The following is a 23,256-nucleotide window of genomic DNA, read 5'->3' on the forward strand; positions in this document are numbered from 1 at the left end:
TTTCTTAGCAGTAACAAAATACAGAAAAACCCCGAAAATTGCCAGTATTGACACTTCTTCGGGGTTATTTTATTGGCAATGTGTTGATTATTAAATATTTACAAGATTAAAGGGAAGCCAATCTGATTAGTCATAAAAAAAGCAAATGGGAATTTTTCCATTCGCTTTTTTTATGACTTCAATCTTGGATTAATATTCCCAAAGATTATGCTCCATTTCCATCAATTTATACTCTAATTGTTGAGATTGAATCAAACCTTGCTTTTCTCCACCATAAAATTCATCTAAACTTTTATCTTCTGGGTTACCTTTCTTTGTAAGTCTGGCATGGAATAGTCTTAAATCGAATGCATCTGCCATATTTTTATGCTGAGCTTCGTTCTGTGAATTATACCAAATACAATTTGGGTTACTTCTGAATAACTTGTCTAAATCTTTATATTTGAATGAAGCAACAGTCTTATCAAAACCTGCGGCTGTTTTGTTAGCAGGTATAATGATTGTAATAGACTGAATATCATAATACAAACGAGAACGTTGTTTATCAAAAATAGCATCTTCTCTGATTTCAATGATAGAAAGCTCTTTTGCAAAGTATAAATCTCCTGTACCACTTGTATTTTTAGCAGTTGAAGAAGCTTGAGCCGCATTACCTGTAGCAGGTTTAGTATCACCCCAACCATCGTCAGTACCAGCCGCTGCAGCACCTTCTGCTCCAAAACCTGCTGCTTTTTCAGCATCAGAAAGGGCGTTGTCACCAATAGAGTTTTCTACAATAAGGTTTTTTAAAAAATCTTCTTTAGAGATTTTAGTCTTTAAAGAATCGTTTCTGTAAGGCTGTAAAACCCCACTTTGAACCCATTCCATTAAATATTTAGTAATCTCGTTTCCTTTAGAGAAAAAAGGTTGATTTTGTTTTTCATTCAAATCCATTCTTCTCCACAAACGCATCTTCCACATGATGTTGGAATCGTCTATCGGACGAACAGAATCTGGGTTTTTACCTCTATTGTCTCTTTCTTGTGCTGTTGCCAACGAACAAGATGCTAGACTAAAAACGATTGCTCCGGTAATTTTGATTAAATTTTTCATAATGTTATTATCATTATAAGTTTTACGCTAAGCTTGATTATCAAAATACTTGTAAACTTATAGTTGCCATTTATACAAAATCAAAGATTAGTTTAATGGAATATTTTTTACCATCTGAAAAGGAATAGTTTCTACTGCACCTTTAAAGTTTCTTCGTTGAACTCCTTTAATTTCAATGTAGTAACGGTCACCAGCTTGAGCACTTTGTGCCAAAGAACTAATATTTCCACCTCCTGGTAATGTAACGTCCGCAACTTTCTTTGAACCCCTTGCTAATGCGATGTAAATTTCGGAAACACGATACTGTGCATCTTCAGGGTTGGTTGCTTTGAATGATTCATCTGCGATTGCACGGGCTTCTATACTTCTTAAACCACTTGCACTAGCACCACGTTTTTCATCTAATTCTCCTCCACCTCCAAAAACTTTTACTTCTGGTCTTGGTACTCTTCTTACTCTAAATTTCTCAGTTCCTAATAAGATACCACCATTATTGATATTCAATTCAACTGAAGCGGCACTTGGTACAACTGTGACTTTTCCACCACCTGCTGCAATCACTTCTGCACCATTTGCACTAAAACTTGGTTGCCATAAAGCTCCTAAGCCTGGGCTAACAATACTTAATTTATTAGCACAACCTAAATACAATGGAGGCAAACTTCCTGCTTCAATATTATAAGTTGGTTTTAAAACGAAATATTCACCATTAATTGTTCTTGTCTCAGCTCCATTTGGTCCATTAAATGAAATACTTGCTGAATAAGTTTTCTTTGAAAGTCCACGGCTATCATATTGTCCACCTTGAGCTTTAAACTTAATTTGCCCTTTACCATCTCTAACTGGAACGCCAGCACCATTGAAGCTCATTCTTGGCGTAATTCCACTTGAATAAGCTGCAATAAACATTTCTGCTTCGTAATCCATCCCAGCAACAACTGTATTAGATTTTGCAGAAACCATTGCTAAAATTTTGTCAAACTTAACGTCTTTAATCCCTACTTTTTCTGCTAGTTGACCTAAAACTGTACTTTCGTAACGACGAATTTCAGATTGTTTTTGACTTAGCGTTGCTAAAGCAGCAGGTACTGGTGTTTCAGCAAAGTTCAATTCAGCAAAATCTTTGTTTTTATTATTGGCATCTTTGGCTACGGCTGGATCTTCTTTTCCAGAAAGAGCGAGCGGTTCAAATTTGGTGTTTTTGTCACCATAACTTGCAATTTTAGTAACAAAATTATCAAGCTTCGTTTTTAAGCCATAAGCTAAGCCATCTTTTTTACCACCAATCATTACTTCATATACTTTTTCGGTTTCTTTCATTCCGACATAAGTACCTGTTTCAGGATCTATACCACCACTTTTCTCAATAATCGTATTTTTTAAATCATCTAGCTCTCCAACCATCGCATCCGAAAGTTTACGAACTTCCTGGGCTTGCTTGATGATATCAGCATATTGAGCAGGATTAGGCGAATCGTTTACTTTTGCCTTAATGCCTTCAACAGTTTGATTATTTTTTTGAACAGCAGAGCTGTTTGCTACTTCTAAGCTATTATTTAATAGTACAAATTTTTGTAAAAGTGCATCGCTTACTTGTAAAGCAAGTAGAGCTGTTAGCACCAAATACATCATCCCAATCATCTTCTGACGGGGCGTTTCTTTCATTCCAGCCATTTTCTTATCTACTTATAGGATTTTTGTTTAAGTTTTTTCAATATGCTTGTTATAATTAATTTTAAACTAATCATAACCGATATGTCTTAAATTAGTTTCCTTTCATGGCTGATAACATACTTCCATAAACTGTGTTTAATGAAGATAGGTTAGTAGTCAATTTTGCTAATTCTTGCTTAAACTGCTGAGTATCTTTACTTGCGTCAGCCATGTTTTCCATTGCTACAGTTAAATTACCATAGAAGGCATTCATTGCTTTCAAATGCTTGTTGGTATCTTGTAATTCTAATTCATAAACGGCATTCAAAGCACCCATGTTTTGAGTTACTTTTTGGAATTGAAGGCGATATTCTTTCGCATCTTGTGAAGCGTTTGCCATTTCACCCATCGCAGTCATCGTTACTCCGTAAGCCTTGTTCATTTCTGTCATTGTTCCTGCTGCAATTTTCACATTTTTAGCATAGTCGTTTGTTGCAACAGTTGCTTCAGTAATCGTTCCAATTTTAGAAACTGTTTCGGTTAAAGACTTCATGCCTTTTCCTAAGTTTTCAAAAACATCAGGAGTAATCTTAGCATTCGCTAACATCTCGTCCATTTTAGCAGTTAAGCCAATTCCAGCGTTTGATGTTGTAACACTTCTTTTAGGTAATTCTCCTTGGAAATCTTTTGCTAATTCAGGATATACTTTTTCCCAATCGTAACTTTTTTCAGGTCTTACAGAAAGATATAAAACTCCAAATAATATAAATATAAATGCTTCGGTAAACATTCCTACCATTAGCATTTCATTGGCGTAATTCCAATGTAAGATTTTAAATAAAGCACCAACGATAACTACTGCAGCACCAAAACTGGCGATAACGTTAATAATTCTTTCCATTTGTTTTTGTAATGATTTTGAGTGTAACGATTAATGAGAATGATTTTGATGTTTGGATGGATTATTAAAACGAAGCGAGAGAACGTTGTCGTAGATTACGACTGGATTCCCTCGCTTACGATTCAAAATCGTTTTTTCTTTTACCTGAATTCTTTTCCTGATGAACGTCCTAAATGATTCATCGCACAGCGGAAGCCGATATAAGAACGTTTCTTGTTTTCATACTCATACGAACGAGTACCTGTTTCAAGGTAATAAGCAACGTCTTTCCATGAGCCTCCACGAATTACTTTACGTGGTTCATCTTTATCGTCATTCATTGTATTTAAGTCCCAAGTAATAGCTACTGCATTATCAGCATAAGCATCTAAACACCATTCAGCTACATTTCCAGCCATGTTATATAAACCATAATCGTTTGCATTGAATTGGTTTGCAGGCGCTGTGTAGGCATAACCGTCAGCATCATAATTACCTCTATGAGGTTTGAAGTTTGCTAATAAACATCCTTTTACGTTGGCAACATAAGGATTACCCCAAGGATATTTTGCAGAAGCTTTTCCGCCACGTGCAGCCCATTCCCATTCTGCTTCAGAAGGTAAGCGGAATCTTGGAGAAATGTACATTCCTTCAGATGTTCTGTAGTCATTGTAAGCTTTTGTTCTCCAGTCGCAGAAATATCTTGCTGCAACCCAACTAACACCAACTACTGGATACATATCAAAAGCTGGGCTTGAGAAATAATATTCAGTCATTGGGTCACCATTGTGATAAGTAAAATCTTTACTCCATACTGTAGTATCAGGATAATATTCAGAAAGTACTTTTTCTTCGCCAAGGACAGAGATTGAGTCTGTCAACATTACATCTGTGAATTGGCGATATTCGTTATTAGTGATTTCAGTATCGTCCATATAAAACTGAACAACTGTTACACGTTTGTTGAAGCCAACTGATGTTGCAGCAATATCCTCATCTGCTTGTCCCATCATATATGAGCCAGCAGGAATCAAGACCATACCTAGTGGGGTAGTTTGTTTCCAACCTTTACGACTGGTTGCTGCAATTTCCCCATTGACCATCTTGATATCTTCTTTTTTGCTACTTCTGCTTCGTTTGCTATTCTTGCCTTTAGCAACCTGTTCTCCTCGTTTGCTACTTCTACCTTTGCTACTAGCTGTTTTGCTAGTACCAGAGCTACAGCTATCCAAAAACAAAACAGGAGTAACTACTAAGAGTAGTAAGGATATTTTCCTGAAAATTCCACTGTAATTCATAGTGTCTTAACTTTTTTAATTGATACCCGTAAGTAAAATAAGGTAATGATCTCTAAAATTTTGATAATGGTTTTCTAAATAATCGTGTTTTATATTATTGTAATAAAATTCAATTTTTAATGTTAAATCTTCTTAAAAACGACCTTATTTACTTGGTTAGTATAGTAACCCAAAAACAAAGTTAATATTTTTTTCTGTTGTAAGTACACCAATCGTTTATTTGTGATTTTTGTAAATTACTTCTGTTGGGTTTTATACAAAAAAATTATTGATGTCTGAATCTTGGTGTACGAACTGGGGTCTTTTTCCCACCAAATAATTTTGGTGCAGGTAAGGCATAACTGATCAGTATTTCATGCGATGTAGGAGATTTTGCTGTTTGCCCAACGGTTGTTAAATCAAGTGAATAGCCAAGACGTAAAGAGTTGTCTTTCAGCATGGATAGTCCTGCAATAATGATACCAGCATCGTTTAAACGATAAGAACCTCCGAGCCAATATTTTTCAGTGTAAGTAAAAATGGCACCGCCTTCTAAAGCTGAAGTTACGAAATCGCTTCTCCAAAGTGCTGTTGGAGTAACCTTTACTTCATCATTAAGATAATAATCATAGCTTGCTGTAATATTTAATACTTGCTTGATTCGATAATCGCTATCTCTTGTTACGCCAAAACTATAATTGGGTGTATTGACATGATTAAGACTTACGCCTAATTGATAATCTTGGGCTTTGTATAGAATGCCTAGTGCTAAATCTGCTTTGGTTTCATTGATATTTTTTGAGGCTGCATCTACAATTGGGTCACCTGTTTCGCCTGGTCTAAAGCGTGAGTCAAATGTTTTGGTATGAAATCCACCTTTTACCCCAATTGATAATATTGAACCGTTTCTTAAGCCAATTTGATAAGCGTAAGATAATAACATATTCTGATAGCCACTTCCAGAAGGCGTTTTATCATTTACAAACTGTATTCCTAAGCCACTATGTAACCCGTTCAATGGCATTGAGGCTGTAAATACTTGTGTACCTAATGAGCCTGAACCATCATAAGTAGTTTGATAGGCAGTCCATTGATTGCGATAATGTAATTGAAACCTCATTACACCATCGGTACCTGCCGTTGCTGGATTAATATATAGTGGATTAAACATATATTGACTTAACTGTGCATCTTGTTGTGCAAAAACGGAGCAGTTTGCCAATAGCAGTAGAATTAGAGTAAAATATTGTAAATTCTTTCGCATAGTCTTTCAAAAAAGTACAGATAAGTCAAAATACAGGCTTTAATTCCAAATCTAATAAACATTTGTATAATTTACGCTAAAATTTGTATCTCTCAGATACTCCTAACGCTAATTTATTGATATTTGTTGTAAAAGTCTGATAAAAAAAGAGACCCATGAGTTTTATTACTCACAGGTCTTGAATGATTTATTTTCAATAACCTTTAAAGGCTATTGGCTTTTTTGATATAAAGTTCCAAAGCACCAGTCATTGACGGAGCATTTGGAAGTGGAGCTTGAATATCTAAAATTAAACCAGCTTCAGTTACTGCCTTTGCTGTTGTAGGGCCGAAGGCTGCAATTCTCGTTTTATTTTGTTTAAATTCAGGGAAATTATGATACAAAGATTTAATGCCTGAAGGGCTAAAAAATGCGATGACATCATAAAAAACACTTTCTAAATCAGATAAATCAGAAGAAACTGTTTCATACATTACTGCTTCAGTAAGATGTAAATCGTTTGTTCCCATAAATTCAGGAATATCGCTACGGCGTTTGTCTGAACAAGGGAATAAAAACTTTTCAGTTTTGTGTTTTTTGATTAACTCAAGTAATTCTGCAGCAGTTTTTGTTCCTGTAAATATTTTACGTTTACGTATTACGATATATTTCTGCAAATAATTTGAAGTTTGTTCTGTAATACAGAAATACTTCATATCGGCTGGTACTTCGATACGTGCTTCTTTACAAATACGAAAAAAATGATCTACGGCATTACGGCTAGTAAAAATAATGGCTGTATGCTCAAGAATGTTGATTTTTTGCTTCCGGAAGTCCTTAAAAGCAACGCCTTGAATTTCGATAAATGGGCGAAAATCAACCTTGATATTGTATCTTCTCTCCAACTCAAAATATGGTGATTTCTCGTCGGTTGGGCGTGCTTGCGTAACTAAAATACTGGTTACTTTGGTTAATCTGTCTGGATGTGCGGTTAATGTTATTTCGCTCATGCTCAATGCAGTTAAACTTGATTGGATTATTGTTTGGGCTAATGATGTTCTTTTTTAGAACATTTTTTTGTTGAATTATCACATTATTTAGAGTGCAAAACGGATGCCAACAATAAGTGGGATTAATTCAACGATGCAAAGGTACGAAAATAAATATAGATTTTTTAATGAGGTCATCTTATTTATCGTAAAGTATAAGAGTGCCAACCGTCCAATAAAGAATATTGAAACGGGCAAGAACAAATACTTTTCTGCATTTTTTGTGATTTCTGGGATAGATATTGTACTGTATGTCAGTACAATTAATACAATCAGGAAAAAAATACTTGAAGCCTGAATAATTTTAAAAAAGTGAATATTTATAATTTTATCAAGTCTGTAAAGATTGGAAAGAATCATCAACGAAACATATTTGAAAATATATGCTCCGAATATAATAGAGGTTATTACCAAGAAATTACTAAATAATACACCAAGTGTTTCACCTTCTTGAAGAATGGTACTTGTCGAGAACAAATCGTTTTTCTCAATAATGATTAACATAAAAATAAAACCAATCGTAAAGCTGAGGTTTATTACAAACAATAAATTCCCTAAATCAAAAGGCTTGTTTACGACAAATGTATCATCTCGAAGACTTATCGTTAATAAGTCTTTCGGGTTAAAAAAACGTTCAAAAGATTTTGGTTGATAGTTATACAGAAAAGCGTAAGCACATACTAATAAAAAAATACCAATCACAAAAAAATTCTGGAAAGAAGAAATTTCTCTAGGAATAATTGTCAATAAAGATTCTGATAATTCAATTACTGCTTGACTTGTTGATTTCGGGTTGCCTACATACAACATTAATTCATCGACATTGGTATTGGTACCATAAATCGTAATGAATAATTTCGTTTTTTTATAAACTTTTTGAAGACTATCAACATCTAATACAAGCCACTGATTTACTGGTAGTTTTTGTTGTAAAGAAGCATTGATAAATAGATAATTTTCTTTGGATGAGTAATAGAGTATTTTGTAAGTCTTGTAGTTTTCAATATCACAAAATAAGCTGAACGAATTATAATCTTTATGAAGTTCACGAACATAAGGTACATAAGCCTTGTAGGGTTCGTCAAATACTTGCCAGTCGTCATGATAGTCATGAACTAAATAAAAGCTATTACTTGGGCCAACGGTGCCTTTAGCATAGCTATTATTAGGGAATGACAGAAGACTAGCGATAATCAAAAAAACTAGCGACTGGAAAAAGGAGTACTGTTTGTCTAAACACAAAATCCTGCATGATTTAGTAAATCGTACAGGATTTTGCAATTGAATATATTTCTGGTAAAAGTTCAAGTCTTGATAGTTTTCTGCAAAATTAGAAAAAAACTATCAATATTCATTGAAACCATTTACTACAATCCTAATGCTTTCAACATTGTAGCACCAATATCAGCAGGAGAATGTACTACGTGAATTCCACAAGCTTCCATGATTGCCATTTTAGCAGCAGCAGTATCGTCTGCACCACCGATGATAGCACCAGCATGACCCATTCTACGACCTTTCGGTGCAGTTTGTCCAGCGATAAAACCTACAACAGGTTTTCTGTTACCATCAGCTTTGATCCACTGTGCAGCTTCTGCTTCCATACCACCACCAATTTCACCAATCATTACGATACCCTCAGTTTCAGGGTCGTTCATTAATAATTCTACAGCTTCTTTAGTAGTTGTACCGATGATTGGGTCACCACCAATACCAATTGCAGTTGTTTGTCCTAAACCTGCTTTTGTCAATTGGTCAACAGCTTCGTAAGTTAAAGTTCCTGATTTTGATACGATACCAATTTTACCTTTAGTGAAAATAAAACCAGGCATAATTCCTACTTTACATTCACCAGCTGTCATTACTCCTGGACAGTTTGGTCCGATTAAACGACAATCTTTATTCTGAATGTATTCCTTAGCATAAATCATGTCTTTAGTTGGAATACCTTCTGTAATACAAATAATTACTTTGATACCAGCATCAGCAGATTCCATGATAGCATCAGCAGCGAATGCAGGCGGTACAAAGATGATTGAAGTATCAGCACCTGCTTTTTCTACAGCTTCAGCAACTGTATTAAATACTGGACGGTCAAGATGGGTTGAACCACCTTTTCCTGGTGTTACACCACCAACTACGTTAGTACCATATTCGATCATTTGCTGAGCGTGGAATGAACCTTCAGACCCAGTAAAGCCTTGTACGATTATTTTTGAGTTTTTGTTAACAAGTACACTCATTTCAGATAAATATTTGGTTTGTAAAAATCAGTTTTTTTGTGAAATTACTGTATTTAACCTTAACAGAGATTATAATTATACAGTGCCTACGTAAATTTATTGTAAAGGTATAGTTTGCAAGGCAAAGGACAAAAAGGAATTTGGATATTGAGTGATATACTTATTTTGAATTGTATTTAATTGATTGATTAATAGCTGTTTAAGGGTATTTCTATTTCTGGAAATATAGTATAGCTTAACATTTTTCGATAATTTAATTGCCTAATTCTATGTTAAGATTAATTTGATAGAAATTTACTGATGAATTACTCAGAAGTTTGGAATATTATTTTTGAGAAAAGATAGGAGGGAAGGCGCTACTTCTCTAAGAATAAACAATTGAAGTGTTTTAAAATGATAGGCAAAAAAAAGCAAATTCAGGTTCATCGCTGGATTTGCTTTTTGTAATCTAATTTTAACAATATACTTAAAGTGTTCTTTTCTTTCCTTTTGAATCGATTACTTCCATTGATTTTACATCTGGACTAACCAGTATACTTCTTGAAGATTGTGATAAAAACGAACTTCCATAAGTTACCTCCACTCTTCTCGTTTTGCCGTTTTTAAGTGTTTCTACAACAACCATATCGGTATTTTTCAATGGTTTGCTTTGTAAAATACTGTTTCTTAATTTGAAGGTTTTCAGTGAGCCACGGTTTTGTGTTGCCATCATCAAAGCTTTTCCTTGTGGATTATTTACTCTTACCAAGCCTTTTGCATCGCCTAAAACAATAAAAGCACTTTCAGGTAAAGTTGTAGGTTTGAAGTCGCCTTTACCATTTCCTTTTAACAATAACCCGTTGAAAGCATCATATCTTCCTACTGAAACTTCTGCCCCAAAATCGTTTCCAACCATCAGTACATCAAGGTTTCCGTCGTTATCAAAGTCTTCGGTTAGCATACCCAAAACTGGAGCGGTTTGTGCTTCCATTGGTAATGCTTTTACTTTAAAAGTATCATTGCCAAGGTTTTCGATATAACTTGTTTTGAGATAATTGGCTTTTAAAATAATGGCATCTTTCAAATCTTCTTCTGAAAGTACATCTTTTATTCCTGCATTTGCTAGATTATTATAACGAACAAACTTTTTACGCATCGTAATCATTTGTTTATTTAAATCATCTTTTCCGTTGAATGGCACTTCTTTTTTGAGTATTTCACCTTCTTTTGGTTTATAGAAAACCGTAGGAATGGCATCAAAATTACCATCGGTGTTGAAATCTTTACCATAAATACTAACAGGTTCGGTATCACTTGCTCTGAAAAGTGAATTTTTCCCGAAGTTTCCAACGATGTAGTCGATGTCGCCATCATCATCAAAATCACCAGTGGTGATACTGTTCCAGAAACCTACTTGTTTGTCTAAATCTGTAGCCGTTGCTAATTTTTCTAATTTCCCATGATTATTTTTAAGAATCGTGATAGGCATCCACTCGCCAGCAAGCATTAAATCTACCCAACCATCGTTATTATAATCTGTCCAAATAGCATCGCAAACTAAACCAATATTTACTAAGTTGTTAGCTACTTGTGCTGTTACGTCAGTGAATTTAGGTTGTCCAGCTTTTGAGTCATTTCTAAGAATATAACTTGAAACAGGTTTTGGATAACTTGCTACTTCTACTCTTCCTCCGATGAATAAATCTAAGTCGCCATCTTTATCATAATCGGCAGCTTTTACGCATGAACCACTTTTTAAGAATGCTGGAATTGCTTGATTTTTTTGTGTGAAATGCCCTTTTCCATCATTTTCATAAAATCTGTCTTGATAAACGGGAGTACCATTTGGATACTCGTAACCTCCGCTGACGATGTACAAATCAAGGTCATTGTCTGAATCTGCATCAAAAAGTAAGACGCCCATGTCTTCAGACGGTTTCGTTAGATTCGTCTCATTGGCAATTAAATCAGCTTGTGTGAATTTTCCAGCTTGATTTTGAAGTAAAAAAGTGCCTTTTTGGTCACTTGGCCCACCAATGAAAATATCTTCAAGTCCGTCTCCATTTACATCTCCAACAGAAATGGCTGGTCCAAACTGAGAAAATTTATGAGGCATTAATTTTTGAATATTAAAATCGATAGCATCTTTTTCTGTATGCGTAAAATTGATATTCAATGAATCGCTAATGTCTTCGAAAAGAGTAGGATTACTTGATTTTTTCTCAAGATTTACAACCGCATCTTTTTCATAAATATTCAACACTTGATTTGATTTGACATTTTTGAGTACTTGTACTTTGCCACTTTGCCAAATGATTTTTACTTCATCAACAATATGATTTTTACCTAAACCAAAATGCACGATATTCTCAATTGTTGAAAGATAACCACGGTAAGGCGAATTTTCATAAACTTGCGTCTGTCCATTTTGGTACTTGATTTCAACAAAAGCACCTAAGCCACCGATGTTTTTATCTGCACCATTTAGTTTTAATCGAAGATAATTACTTTCATCTGGTTTGGTTTCAATCAAATTGTTACGATAAACCGAAGCAGAATCGTTGATATTATTTGTAACATAATCTAAATCGCCGTCGTTATCCAAATCTCCATAAGCTGCGCCATTCGAGAAGCTCGGTTTGTTCAATCCCCATGACATTGATACGTCTTCAAAATTGAAATTACCTTTATTTCGGAAAGCATAATCGGTAATTTTTACTGAAGGAATAGAATCAAGTAACATCAATTTCGTCATCATATTACCCATTTCAGCACGATAAATCATGAAATCTTGATCTGTAATATCTCTTGGAAATCCGTTGGTAATAATAATATCTCTCAGTCCGTCATTATCAAAATCAGTTGCCATAGGTGTCCAACTCCAGTCTGTTTCAGCGACACCAGCCAATAAACCAATTTCACTAAAAACAGGTTTGCCCGTTTTAGGATTTACTCCTTGGTTCATTTGTAAAGTATTTCGTGCATATTGGTAGTCGTAACCAAACTTTTCATTGTTTTGATAAGTCAAGTAATTGTTGGGAGGCAGCATCATTTTCTTACGATAATTATCTGCGGGCATCATATCCACAGCCAAAATATCTACCAGACCATCGTTATTAAGGTCGGCAACATCATTTCCCATTGCCGAATATGAGGTATGTTTGAAATAGTCGTGAGCTTGGTCGTTAAAAGCACCATTATGATTATTGATGTAGAGTAAATCATTTGTCAAATAATCATTCGTTACATAAACATCTTTCCAGCCATCACGATTAATGTCCGTAATGTTTAGTCCCAAACCGTATCCTTCAATCAAAATTCCAGCTTGTTTTGAAATATCTGTAAAAACGGCATGATGGAGTTTTTCATCCCAATCATTACGAAATAGTTTATCCGTTCTTTTTGATGAACCATCCACAATTTTTTCATGATATTTATTTGGGAAACGGATGTCTTCCATTTCATTAATCAACACATATAAATCTAAATCGCCATCATTATCATAATCAAAAAAAGCAGCGTTAGTGGTATGAGAGTTATCGTCAATACCATACTCTTTTGCCATTTCCTTGAAAGTAGGAACGCCATCTTTACCTACTCCTTGGTTTACATAAAGCATATTGGCTCTTTCTGAAGCAACATCTTTTACAGTTGCACACACATAAATATCTAATAATTTATCATTATTAATATCAACTAAGGCAACACCCGAACACCATTTGCCGTCACCGGCAACTTTTGATTTATCGGTTACGTCCTCAAACTTTAGTTTGTTGGCTTCATCTACTCCTTTATTGAGGTACAATTTATTGGCAACTTGGTTACCTGTGAAGTAAATGTCTGTAAGGTTATCATTGTTGAAATCGCCTAAAGCAACACCGCCACCATTATAAACGTATTCAAACTCAAGTACATTCATGGTGTCATTTTCTGTAATCCTGTTAGAAAATGTAATACCTGTGTCTTCTGCGGATAATTGAGTAAAGAGAGTACTCTCTTTTTTACAAGAGGAAAGAGAGAAGATTATAAAGAATAATAGCAGTAATTTTTGATTCATAAAATTGGGTCTTTTTTTGGAATATAAAATTAACAAGATTTTATATGAATACTATTCGTGAATGACCTAATTTGAAGAATATGAACGTATATTTTTAATAATTTATATTTGAATAGTAAAATTTGATTTGAAATAGAGTATTTACAGCATTAAATACAAAAAAGCTCGAAGAAATCTCCGAGCTTTTTTTATAAAAACATTATTAACGAATTATAAAGTACGTTTCAACTCCTTCATTTCGTAACATTCGATGATGTCACCCACTTCAAGGTCATTGAAGTTTTTGATAGAAAGTCCACATTCGTATCCGAATTTAACTTCAGCTACATCGTCTTTGAAACGTTTCAATGCAGAAATTTCGCCTTCATGAATCACGACGAAGTCACGAATTACACGGATTTTATGAGCACGTTTCACTGTACCGTCTAATACATAAGAACCTGCAACAGTACCTACTTTAGAGATTTTGAATACATCACGTACTTCAATATTAGCAGTAACTACTTCTTCAAATTTCGGTGCTAATAAACCTTCCATCGCATCTCTTACATCATCAATTGCTTGGTAGATGATAGAGTATGTACGAATTTCGATTTGTTCGTTTTCTGCCAAACGACGAGCGTTTACACTTGGACGAACTTGGAAGGCTACAATTACTGCATCTGAAGCAGAAGCCAACAATACGTCTGATTCTGAAACCTGACCAACACCTTTGTGAATGATACGAACTTGTACTTCTTCGGTTGAAAGTTTCAATAATGAATCTGACAATGCTTCTACTGAACCATCCACGTCACCTTTTACAATTACGTTCAATTCTTTAAATGTACCGATTGCTTTACGACGACCGATTTCATCTAAAGTAATATGTTTACGAGTACGTAATGATTGTTCACGAATGATTTGTTCACGTTTGTTAGCAATTTCACGTGCATCACGTTCATTTTCCATTACGCTTAATTTATCACCCGCAGCAGGCGCACCGCCCAATCCTAATACTTGTACAGGAATTGATGGACCAGCTTCTTTTAATTTATTTCCACGGTAATCGAACATGGCTTTTACACGACCATAGTGCGCACCAGCAAGCATCATATCTCCAACTTTCAACGTTCCTGCTTGAACCATGATATTGGCAACATAACCACGACCTTTATCTAACGAAGCTTCGATAACAGCACCTACAGCACGTTTATTAGCATTGGCTTTCAATTCTAATAATTCAGCTTCTAATAATACTTTCTCTAATAATTCATTGATACCCATCCCTGATTTAGAAGAAATTTCTTGAGTTTGGTATTTACCACCCCATTCTTCAACAAGCATGTTTTTAATTGATAATTGCTCACGGATTTTTTCTGTGTTAGCACCTGGCTTATCTACTTTCGAGAAAGCAAAAACGATAGGTACTCCAGCAACCATTGCGTGGTTGATAGCTTCCTCAGTTTGTGGCATCACGGCATCATCCGCTGCAATTACGATAATAGCAACGTCAGTTAACTTAGCACCACGAGCACGCATCGCTGTAAAGGCTTCGTGACCAGGAGTATCTAGGAATGTAATTCTACGACCATCGTCATGTTTTACTGAGTATGCACCAATGTGCTGAGTAATACCACCAGCTTCACCAGCAGCAACTTTTGCACGACGGATATAATCAAGTAAAGAGGTTTTACCGTGGTCAACGTGACCCATGATGGTTACGATTGGCGCTCTCGGTAATAAATCTTCTGGAGCATCTTCTTCTTCTACAATAGCAGATTCAATTTCTTCTTCTGCTGATACGAATTGTACTTCAAAGCCAAATTCTTCAGTAATTAAAGCGATAACATCTGCTTCAAGACGTTGGTTGATTGAAACGAACATTCCTAAACTCATACAAGTAGAAATGATTTCATTTACAGAAACATCCATTAAAGAAGCTAATTCACTTGCTGAGATAAACTCAGTTACTTTCAAGATTTTTGCTTCTTCGTCTTCTGCTAATTGACGTTGTTCGTTTCTTTCAGCACGGAACTTACGTTTAACACGACGTTCTTTTGCACCAAAGTTCGACTTGTTGGTTTGTCCTTGCAGACGAGCCATCGTAGCCTTGATTTGGTCTTGAATTTGTTTTTCAGAAACTTCACCTTTAGGTTGTGGTTTTACGCCACCGCCAGCATTATTGTTGTTATTGTTATTTCCTGCTGGTTTTTTCTTAAAGTTGTTATTACTGTTATTATTGTTTTGATTGTTGTTGTTACCTTGATTATTGTTCGAGGTATTATTATTGTTACCAGCATTACCACCAGTATTGGCAGGTTTTCTAGCGTTAGGATCATTCGTAGTAGGAGTGCCAGGTACGCCGTCTTTTTTCGGACGAGGAGCTCCTCTTTCATTGCGAATTTCAGCTTCAGTAACTTTAGCTCCGCCCGGTTTATCGATGCGTTTACGCTTTTTCTTATTGTTATTATTATTGTTATTTCTAGAACCACCACGGGCAGGTTCAACAGGTAAAGAAATTTTACCTAAAACCGTCAAACCTTTTAGTTGTTCACCTTTAGCTTCGATTAATTCCACATTTGAGGTATCTTCTGGAATTTCATCATTACGCCCAAGTTTTTGTGCTGGCGCAGGACGTTGTTGCTGTGGTTGTGGTGTAGGGTTTGGTGTTGGAGAACTACTTCCCTGTTGTATTGGACGAGCTTGGTTTTGGTTTGGATTATTATTATTTCCTCCGCCTTGCTGTTTGTTCTGTTGTGGGTTTTGATTCGGATTTCCGCTACCTTGTTGCTTATTATGCTGTGGATTTTGGTTCGGATTTCCGCCACCTTGCGGTCTGTTTTGTTGGTTTGGATTATTATTCCCGCCGCCTTGTTGTGGCTTATTTTGTTGATTTTGGTTATTGTTCACCCCACCTTGTGGTCTATTGTGTTGGTTCTGATTACTCGGCTGTATTGCTGCTTCAGCAATTTTGGTTTCTGCTATTGGTGTTGCTACTGCTTCTATCACTACTGGTTTTTCTAATACTACCACTGGTTCAGGCTTTGTTGCTTCCTCAACCTTTTCAACTTTTGGAATCTCTACTACTCTAACCTCTTCGGTTACCACAGGTATAATCACTGGCTTTACCTCTTCAACTTTAACTTGAATTTCAGGTTTTGGCTCAGGTTTAACAGCTTCAATCTTCACTTCAGGCTCTTCAACTTTTGGCTCTGGCTTAGGTTCAGCTATTACAGGCTTTTGAGGAACTGGATTTCCTTTTGCATCCAATTCTATTTTGCCAAGTACTTTAAATTGTACTTCGGCTCTTCCCAAAATTACTTCTGGTTCTTTCTCAGCTTTTGCTGCTTCGGTTACTTTTGTTTGTTCAGATGTTTCAGCATTCTCTTTTCCACGGAAATAAAGAGGCATGTCATCATCTTGCTTTTTCTTAGGAACAAACTCTTCCTCTGTGAGTTTTGGTGACGCTACAGGTGCTGGGCTAACATCCTTTAATAAGGATTCTGCACCATATTCTTTTGCAACGAGCTTTAACTGCTCAAAATTTAGTTTGGCGTTGGGGTTGTTCTCAACCTTGTGACCTTTGACAGAGAGATATTGAACAATGGTTGAGGTTCCCACGTTAATCTGCTTTGCCACAAGGCTCAAACGCATCATTTTATCTTCTGCCATAATTTCTGTTGATACTTTTCTATAGTAATTTTTAATTTTAAGTAATGAATGATAGAATAGTTTTGATGAGTAAGTGAGAAAAAAACAATGACTATTCTATCATTCTATCACTTACTCATTCTAAATTACTCAAACTCCGAACGTAGAATTGATAATACTTCGTTTACGGTTTCTTCCTCAAGTTCAGTACGACGAATTAATTCATCGCTGTTCAATTTGAGTACTTGTTTCGCCGTATCCAAACCGATTTTGTGTAATTCTGCAATTACCCAATCTTCGATTTCGTCAGAAAATTCAGTTAAGTCAACATCTTCGTCATCAACTTCACTTTCTTTAATATCACGATAAACATCTAATTCGTAGCCAACTAGCTTTCCTGCTAACTTAATGTTTTGTCCGCCTTTACCAATTGCCAAGGATACTTGGTCTGGTTGTAAATACACCGCAATTCTTTTTCTTTCTTTATCAATTTTCATTGAACTTACTTTGGCAGGGCTTAAAGCACGACCTACAAGTAATTCAAGGTTTTCTGTATAATTGATAACGTCAATGTTTTCGTTCTGTAATTCACGCACAATTCCATGAATACGAGAACCCTTCATCCCCACACAAGCACCTACTGGATCGATACGGTCATCATAAGATTCTACCGCTACTTTTGCACGCTCACCTGGTTCACGAACAACTTTACGAATCATGATTTGCCCGTCGTAAATCTCAGGAATTTCTTGTTCGAATAAACGTTCCAAGAAAACAGGAGAAGTACGAGAAAGGATAATTTTTGGCGTACCATTATTCATATCTACTTTATGAATAACTGCTTTTACCGATTCACCTTTTTTGAAACGATCTTTTTGAATCATCTCTGATTTTGGTAAAGTCAATTCATTGCCTTCGCCATCAGTGATAATAAATTCTTTTCCAATAATTTGGTAAACATCTCCCGACACCATTTCTCCAACTAAGTCTTTGTATTTTTCGAAGAGTCCCTCTTTTTCTAAATCTTTAACTTTTTGAATCAATGTTTGACGAGCCGTTTGAACAATTCTACGACCGAAATCTTCTAGTTTGATTAATTCCGCTACTTCTTCGCCAATTTCAAAATCAGGTTCAATTAATTTTGCTTCTGCCAAAGGAATTTTGTCATAATCCCAAATATCTTCTGAATTGTCATCAACAATTTCACGTGTACGCCACATTTCTAAGTCGCCACTTTCAGGGTTGATAATTACATCAAAATTTTCATCCGTACCGTATCTTTTACGAATCATTGTGCGGAATACGTCTTCCAGCACTTTAATCATCGTCGGACGGTCGATATTTTTTTCTTTTGCAAAATCCGCAAACGATGAAATTAACTCTGCACTATTCATCTTTTCATAATTTTATTAATGTGAAAAGAAGCCAGCAAGTAGAATGATGAGGAATAAGATTTACTCTAATTTCAACAATTCAACCGTTCGGCAACTCGACCACTATTTAAACGATATTTGTACTTTTGCTTGTTGTATGCTCGAAAAAGGAATGGTGATTGCCTCTATTGGCTCTACTTTCTTACTTTTTGTTTTTTTAGGTTCTTCTTTGAAAATAATGCTTTCGTCGCTTACTTCTTCTAAAGTTCCTATTTTTTCTATTTTGTCGTTCAATACTAATTTCAAGTTACGACCAATATTTTTGACAAACTGACGCTTAAATGTAAGTGGATGATCGATGCCCGGAGAAGATACTTCTAAATTATAGGCTCCAGCGATTAATTCATTGGTTTCTATAAAATGAGCTAACCTTCTACTAACAGATGCACATTCTTCTATTTTAATGCCTTCGTCGGTATCTAATAGAATCGTAATGTTCTGTCTAGTTTTACCTTCACTTACTTGAACATCTACAATGAATAACCTTCCTTCTTCAAGATAGGGTTCAAGCAGTTCGATTATTTTTTCTTTTGTCATTTCTTTTCTCACGGTTACATCAACCGTGCTACAATCTAGTAAACAAAAAAGAGGGACTATCGACCCCTCTTCCTTTAAATTCTCTGCAAAAGTAATAAAAATTGTCTTAGAAAACAAGTTTCATGATTGGTTTACAGTGTTTTTCGCCATTAATAATGAAATTTTTACTGCAAATCTGCTCTAAAGCTAAATCCGTGTTTTTCGAAAGCTAAACTTTCATAAAAAGCATGTGCTTCAGTCCGTTTTAAATTACTTGAAAGTACTAATTTATAACAGCCCACTTCTTTGCATTTTTCCATAGCGAATATCATCATAGTTTTACCTATTCCTTTTCCTTGATAATTATCAGCAACCACAACATCCTCAACAACCGCTGAAGGAGTGCCAACATGAGCCAGATTATCCATTATTAATAAAGCAAAAGTGCCGATTACCTTGTTTTCTGTTTCAGCTACATACACTTTGTAGTTTGGATAAGTAGCCATTTTTAAGAAAAGCGTATTGGCTTGTTCCAGCGAAAGTACTGCTCCTTTGTCGAGAACCTCGGCATATAGATTTAGGATCTGAGGTAAATCTTCTTTTATCGCTTGTCGAATTTGAATATTCATGGTTTTAAGAAAAAAAATAGTACTTTTGGACAAATTTTAACCTTGATTTTAGCATACAACTAAAATACTTAATTATTTTAAAATGAAGCTCATATTATCATTAAGAAGCTTCGTTCAGGAATAATTTATTTTAAACTAAAATCAACAATCAGAAATCAAAAAAATGTCATACGGTTTATTAAAAGGAAAAAGAGGAATTATTTCTGGAGCATTAGATTCCAATTCTATCGCTTGGAAAGTGGCTCAACGTGCTAAAGAAGAAGGCGCAATTATCACACTTACGAATGCTCCTTTGGCCATGAGAATGGGAGAAATCAACAAATTAGCCGAAGAATGTGAGGCAAAGATTATTCCAGCGGATGCTACTTCTGTAGAAGATTTGGAAAAACTTTACGAAGGTTCGATGGATGCTTTGGGTGGAAAAATTGATTTCGTATTGCATTCAATTGGAATGAGTACGAACATTCGTAAAAACCGTCCTTATGGTGATTTGAACTACGAATGGTTTATGAAATCGTTAGATGTTTCTGCTTTATCATTCCACAAAATGTTGCAAGTTGCGGATAAAATGGATGCTATTTCTGATAATGGTTCAGTTGTAGCCTTGTCTTACATCGCAGCACAACGTTCTTTTCCTGACTATACCGATATGGCACAAGCAAAAGCGATGTTAGAATCGATTGCTCGTTCTTATGGTTATCATTATGGCAAGAAAAACGGAACAAGAGTAAACACTGTTTCGCAATCGCCAACTAAAACTACGGCTGGTACAGGTATTTCTGGTTTTAATGCTTTCTATGAATATGCCAATGAAATGTCGGCATTAGGAAATGCAACTGCGGATGAATGTGCTGATTATGTAATTACTTTATTCTCTGATTTAACGAAGAAAGTAACGATGCAAAATCTTTTTCATGATGGCGGTTTCAGTGCAGTAGGTATTTCAGAAGAAATCGTAGCAAGAATGAGCTAATATTCTTGTAGCACAAAATATATGAAAAGGCATTTGTAGCAAATACAAGTGCCTTTTTTGATGCACGATTATCTCTAGCAATTAAGGCGATAAATAACAAAAGCCTCTTCGAAATGAATCCGAAGAGGCTTTTGAAAATATTTTAAAAGTACTATAAACTTAAAGTACCTCTACGAGCAGCATCTACTAAAGAAGCTTCTAAGCCTTTTTTGTTGATAGTACGGATAGCTTTTGCTGAAACTTTCAACTGTACCCATACACCTTCTGATTCTAAGAAAAATTTCTTAGTGTGTAAGTTTGGAAAAAATTTACGCTTAGTTTTATTGTTAGCGTGAGAAACGTTATTTCCAACTTGTGTTTTTCTTCCTGTTAATTGACAAACCTTCGCCATGATAAAATTCTTTTATTTGTTATGTAAAATCGCTTTTTGAGCGATGTAATAGACTTGATTACCAGTGTTTTCCGAAATGGAATGCAAAATTAGGAAATAATTATTAATCTAACAATTAATTACAGAAATAAAATTGACACTTTTCTGTTAATCTTATAAAAATCGTGCAAACTAAAATATTCATTAGGCTTTATTTACCCAAGAGATTCTTAATTTGTACTTTTGTCTAAAGCTAACCGCCAAGATTACATCATGCTGAAAAAAATTGCAATTTCTCTTTTGTGGCTAACGAGTCTTCCTCTGTGTATATATACTCTTTTTACTTATTTATTAGCTTACACTTTGGTGATTGACCATTGGTTTGTTGGTTTTATGATGATGAGCCTACCTGTCGTGATGATTCTCTGTGCCATTATCGCTATAATGTGGTTGTTTATTAGACCTTCCCGAATGCTTCTTCCTCTTGTAGTCTTACTGATTGGTTATCCATTTATTAGAAGAACTTTTAGTTTTCATACTGCTAAGGAAGCTGATAAAAGTCTGTCGGTATTAGACTTCAATGTTTTTGGTTTTCACCATAGTAGTTATCCATTTGATAAAGATAAAACAAAGGTATCTGTTACTTATGTGACAGAAACTGAAGCAGATATTAAATGTTTTCAGGAATTTAATAGCATGAGTAATGAAAAAGATTTTAGAGTTTTTGAAGCCATTACTAAAGAAAACCCTTATTATGTTATCAATAGCATTTATGGTACTAGTAGAATATTTTCATTAGCGATTTTCTCTAAATACCCTATCATTCATGAAGAAAAGAGTTTGTTTGGTCAAGAACCTGGAAAAGATAATGGCAATGGCTATTTATTAGCTGATATTGCTTTGAAAAGCGATACGATAAGAGTAATAAATCTACAATTACAGTCGATGGGCATTAGAGTAAAAAAAGTTGTAGAAGAAGTGAAAGAGAAGGCTTATTCTCAGGCTAAGCATGAAACTAAATCAATTTTATCAAGTTTAAAAACAGGCTTCATAAATCATGCTGAAGAAATAGAACAAATCGAAAGATTGATTGATGAAAGTCCATATCCAGTAATTGTTTGTGGAGATTTTAATGAAACGCCTTACGGAAACGCTTACGGACACATTCGTGATAGACTGAAAAATGCTTTTGAGGAGGCAGGAAATGGTTTTGGTTTTACTCTCAATCGTAGTCCAAGATTTGTTAGAATTGATAACCAATTTTGTAGTGAATCAATAGAAGTATTAGATTTCCAAACGCACGACCACATTAAGTCTTCAGACCATTATCCTGTATTTGCAAAATATAAAATTCGCTGATTTTAAATATTTGATTGATACTTCCCCATTTTGTTTTGTTTGAAATCTCTTCTGGCTTCAACGACATATTTCAGGATTTCCCATGAATTACTGCCATAGAAAAATCCTTTTTTTAGAAAAGACATAGCATTTCGATTGATTTTTCGCATCGTTTGTTTATCAAAATCTTTATGCTTAGACTGTACATAAAGATTGTTACGGTACATATAATAGTATCTTAACGGAGAATGTAATTCTTTTTCTTTTTTTACAAGATAAAGTGTTTTGATAGATGCTTTCTTTTCAGTTTGTCCTAATTCATGTTGAATAAAGATATTCGTCAATTGAATCATTTTAAAATTTGCTTGCTGAACTCTCAAGCAATATTCAATATCAACAGCATCAATAAAGAGTGCTTCATCAAACTTTCCTATTTGTTGATAAACATTGAGATTTAGAAGTGTTCCAGAAGTAATCATTCCATCAATTTCTTGATAGCTTGATTCTGCTAAAGATGTTTGATTATTACGAGAGTATTGGGGACCAAATAAGCCTACATTTATATTATTTGGGTATTTACGAATGCCTTCCAAGTAATATTGAATTGAATTTCCTTCAAATTTTGAATCTTGATCCATCATTAAAAGCCAATCAAAACCTTCATTAATTGCCATTTGCGCAGCTGTATTCAGCCTTTTGGCAATACCAGCATTGTGTTTATCATGCAGATAAATGATGTTGGGAATCTCCATCAATTTTTTTTTAAGAAATGTCCCCTCTTCAGTATTATCAAAAATATATACTTTATCAATGGCTTTAGCATAGGTTTTGATATTGTCTAAAGCCTTTTCATTTGGTTGATACAGTATTACAGTTGCAGCAATTTTCATA

At 34.9% G+C, this 23,256-nt stretch carries 17 protein-coding genes; 2 read left to right on the plus strand and 15 right to left on the minus strand.

Translation table 11 applies throughout. From position 1 onward, the window contains the following. Positions 1 to 189: 189 nt before the first annotated feature. From porN to VB776_RS05240, 13 genes are all read right to left on the minus strand, one after another. Complete coding sequence (gene porN, locus VB776_RS05180; RefSeq protein ID WP_323326698.1) at positions 190 to 1,092, minus strand: type IX secretion system ring subunit PorN/GldN; 903 nt, start codon at positions 1,090 to 1,092, stop codon at positions 190 to 192. An 87-nt stretch (positions 1,093 to 1,179) separates the two neighbouring features. Further along, entirely contained in the window at positions 1,180 to 2,757 is a 1,578-nt protein-coding gene (gene porM / locus VB776_RS05185) for a type IX secretion system motor protein PorM/GldM (protein WP_323326701.1), read from the minus strand. A 100-nt stretch (positions 2,758 to 2,857) separates the two neighbouring features. Further along, positions 2,858 to 3,646 (minus strand): type IX secretion system motor protein PorL/GldL, encoded by a 789-nt coding sequence (gene porL / locus VB776_RS05190; protein WP_323326703.1) that lies wholly within the window; start codon positions 3,644 to 3,646, stop codon positions 2,858 to 2,860. A 140-nt stretch (positions 3,647 to 3,786) separates the two neighbouring features. Continuing rightward, entirely contained in the window at positions 3,787 to 4,923 is a 1,137-nt protein-coding gene (gene porK / locus VB776_RS05195; protein WP_323326705.1) for a T9SS ring complex lipoprotein PorK/GldK, read from the minus strand. Between the two features lie 265 nt (positions 4,924 to 5,188). Further along, positions 5,189 to 6,166 (minus strand): PorP/SprF family type IX secretion system membrane protein, encoded by a 978-nt coding sequence (locus tag VB776_RS05200; protein WP_323326708.1) that lies wholly within the window; start codon positions 6,164 to 6,166, stop codon positions 5,189 to 5,191. Positions 6,167 to 6,369: 203 nt separating this feature from the next. Continuing rightward, positions 6,370 to 7,155 carry a uroporphyrinogen-III synthase gene (locus tag VB776_RS05205; protein WP_323258616.1) on the minus strand — a complete coding sequence of 262 codons (786 nt, stop codon included), beginning with the start codon at positions 7,153 to 7,155 and terminating at the stop codon, positions 6,370 to 6,372. A gap of 87 nt (positions 7,156 to 7,242) precedes the next feature. Then, a complete protein-coding gene (locus tag VB776_RS05210; RefSeq protein WP_323326710.1) occupies positions 7,243 to 8,475 on the minus strand; it encodes a DUF4271 domain-containing protein in 1,233 nt (410 codons plus the stop codon). A gap of 86 nt (positions 8,476 to 8,561) precedes the next feature. Continuing rightward, complete coding sequence (gene sucD / locus VB776_RS05215) at positions 8,562 to 9,437, minus strand: succinate--CoA ligase subunit alpha (RefSeq protein WP_323258614.1); 876 nt, start codon at positions 9,435 to 9,437, stop codon at positions 8,562 to 8,564. A gap of 466 nt (positions 9,438 to 9,903) precedes the next feature. After that, complete coding sequence (locus tag VB776_RS05220) at positions 9,904 to 13,473, minus strand: VCBS repeat-containing protein (RefSeq protein ID WP_323326712.1); 3,570 nt, start codon at positions 13,471 to 13,473, stop codon at positions 9,904 to 9,906. Between the two features lie 210 nt (positions 13,474 to 13,683). Further along, positions 13,684 to 17,127 carry a translation initiation factor IF-2 gene (infB, locus tag VB776_RS05225; RefSeq protein ID WP_323326713.1) on the minus strand — a complete coding sequence of 1,148 codons (3,444 nt, stop codon included), beginning with the start codon at positions 17,125 to 17,127 and terminating at the stop codon, positions 13,684 to 13,686. Positions 17,128 to 17,252: 125 nt separating this feature from the next. Then, positions 17,253 to 18,500 (minus strand): transcription termination factor NusA, encoded by a 1,248-nt coding sequence (gene nusA, locus VB776_RS05230; protein WP_184137602.1) that lies wholly within the window; start codon positions 18,498 to 18,500, stop codon positions 17,253 to 17,255. Positions 18,501 to 18,602: 102 nt separating this feature from the next. Further along, positions 18,603 to 19,076: a ribosome maturation factor RimP gene (locus VB776_RS05235; protein WP_323326715.1), complete on the minus strand. Its 474-nt coding sequence runs from the start codon at positions 19,074 to 19,076 to the stop codon at positions 18,603 to 18,605. Between the two features lie 164 nt (positions 19,077 to 19,240). Further along, positions 19,241 to 19,684: a GNAT family N-acetyltransferase gene (locus VB776_RS05240; protein WP_323326717.1), complete on the minus strand. Its 444-nt coding sequence runs from the start codon at positions 19,682 to 19,684 to the stop codon at positions 19,241 to 19,243. 163 nt (positions 19,685 to 19,847) lie between these two features. Between VB776_RS05240 and VB776_RS05245 the strand changes: the two genes are divergently transcribed. Beyond that, positions 19,848 to 20,657, plus strand: a complete 810-nt coding sequence (locus VB776_RS05245) for an SDR family oxidoreductase (protein ID WP_323326719.1) — start codon at positions 19,848 to 19,850, stop codon at positions 20,655 to 20,657. A gap of 151 nt (positions 20,658 to 20,808) precedes the next feature. Here the strand turns inward: VB776_RS05245 and rpmB are convergent, their stop codons facing one another. Continuing rightward, positions 20,809 to 21,048 (minus strand): 50S ribosomal protein L28, encoded by a 240-nt coding sequence (gene rpmB / locus VB776_RS05250; RefSeq protein ID WP_184137596.1) that lies wholly within the window; start codon positions 21,046 to 21,048, stop codon positions 20,809 to 20,811. A gap of 252 nt (positions 21,049 to 21,300) precedes the next feature. Here rpmB and VB776_RS05255 point away from each other — a divergent pair, with 252 nt between their 5' ends. Then, entirely contained in the window at positions 21,301 to 22,386 is a 1,086-nt protein-coding gene (locus VB776_RS05255; protein WP_323326721.1) for an endonuclease/exonuclease/phosphatase family protein, read from the plus strand. 2 nt (positions 22,387 to 22,388) lie between these two features. Here the strand turns inward: VB776_RS05255 and VB776_RS05260 are convergent, their stop codons facing one another. Continuing rightward, positions 22,389 to 23,255, minus strand: coding sequence for a glycosyltransferase family 2 protein (locus tag VB776_RS05260; protein WP_323326723.1), 867 nt, complete (start codon positions 23,253 to 23,255; stop codon positions 22,389 to 22,391). Position 23,256 lies beyond the last annotated feature (1 nt).

Origin of the sequence: Arcicella gelida (assembly GCF_034931025.1) — a bacterium.
Lineage (GTDB): Bacteria > Bacteroidota > Bacteroidia > Cytophagales > Spirosomataceae > Arcicella > Arcicella gelida.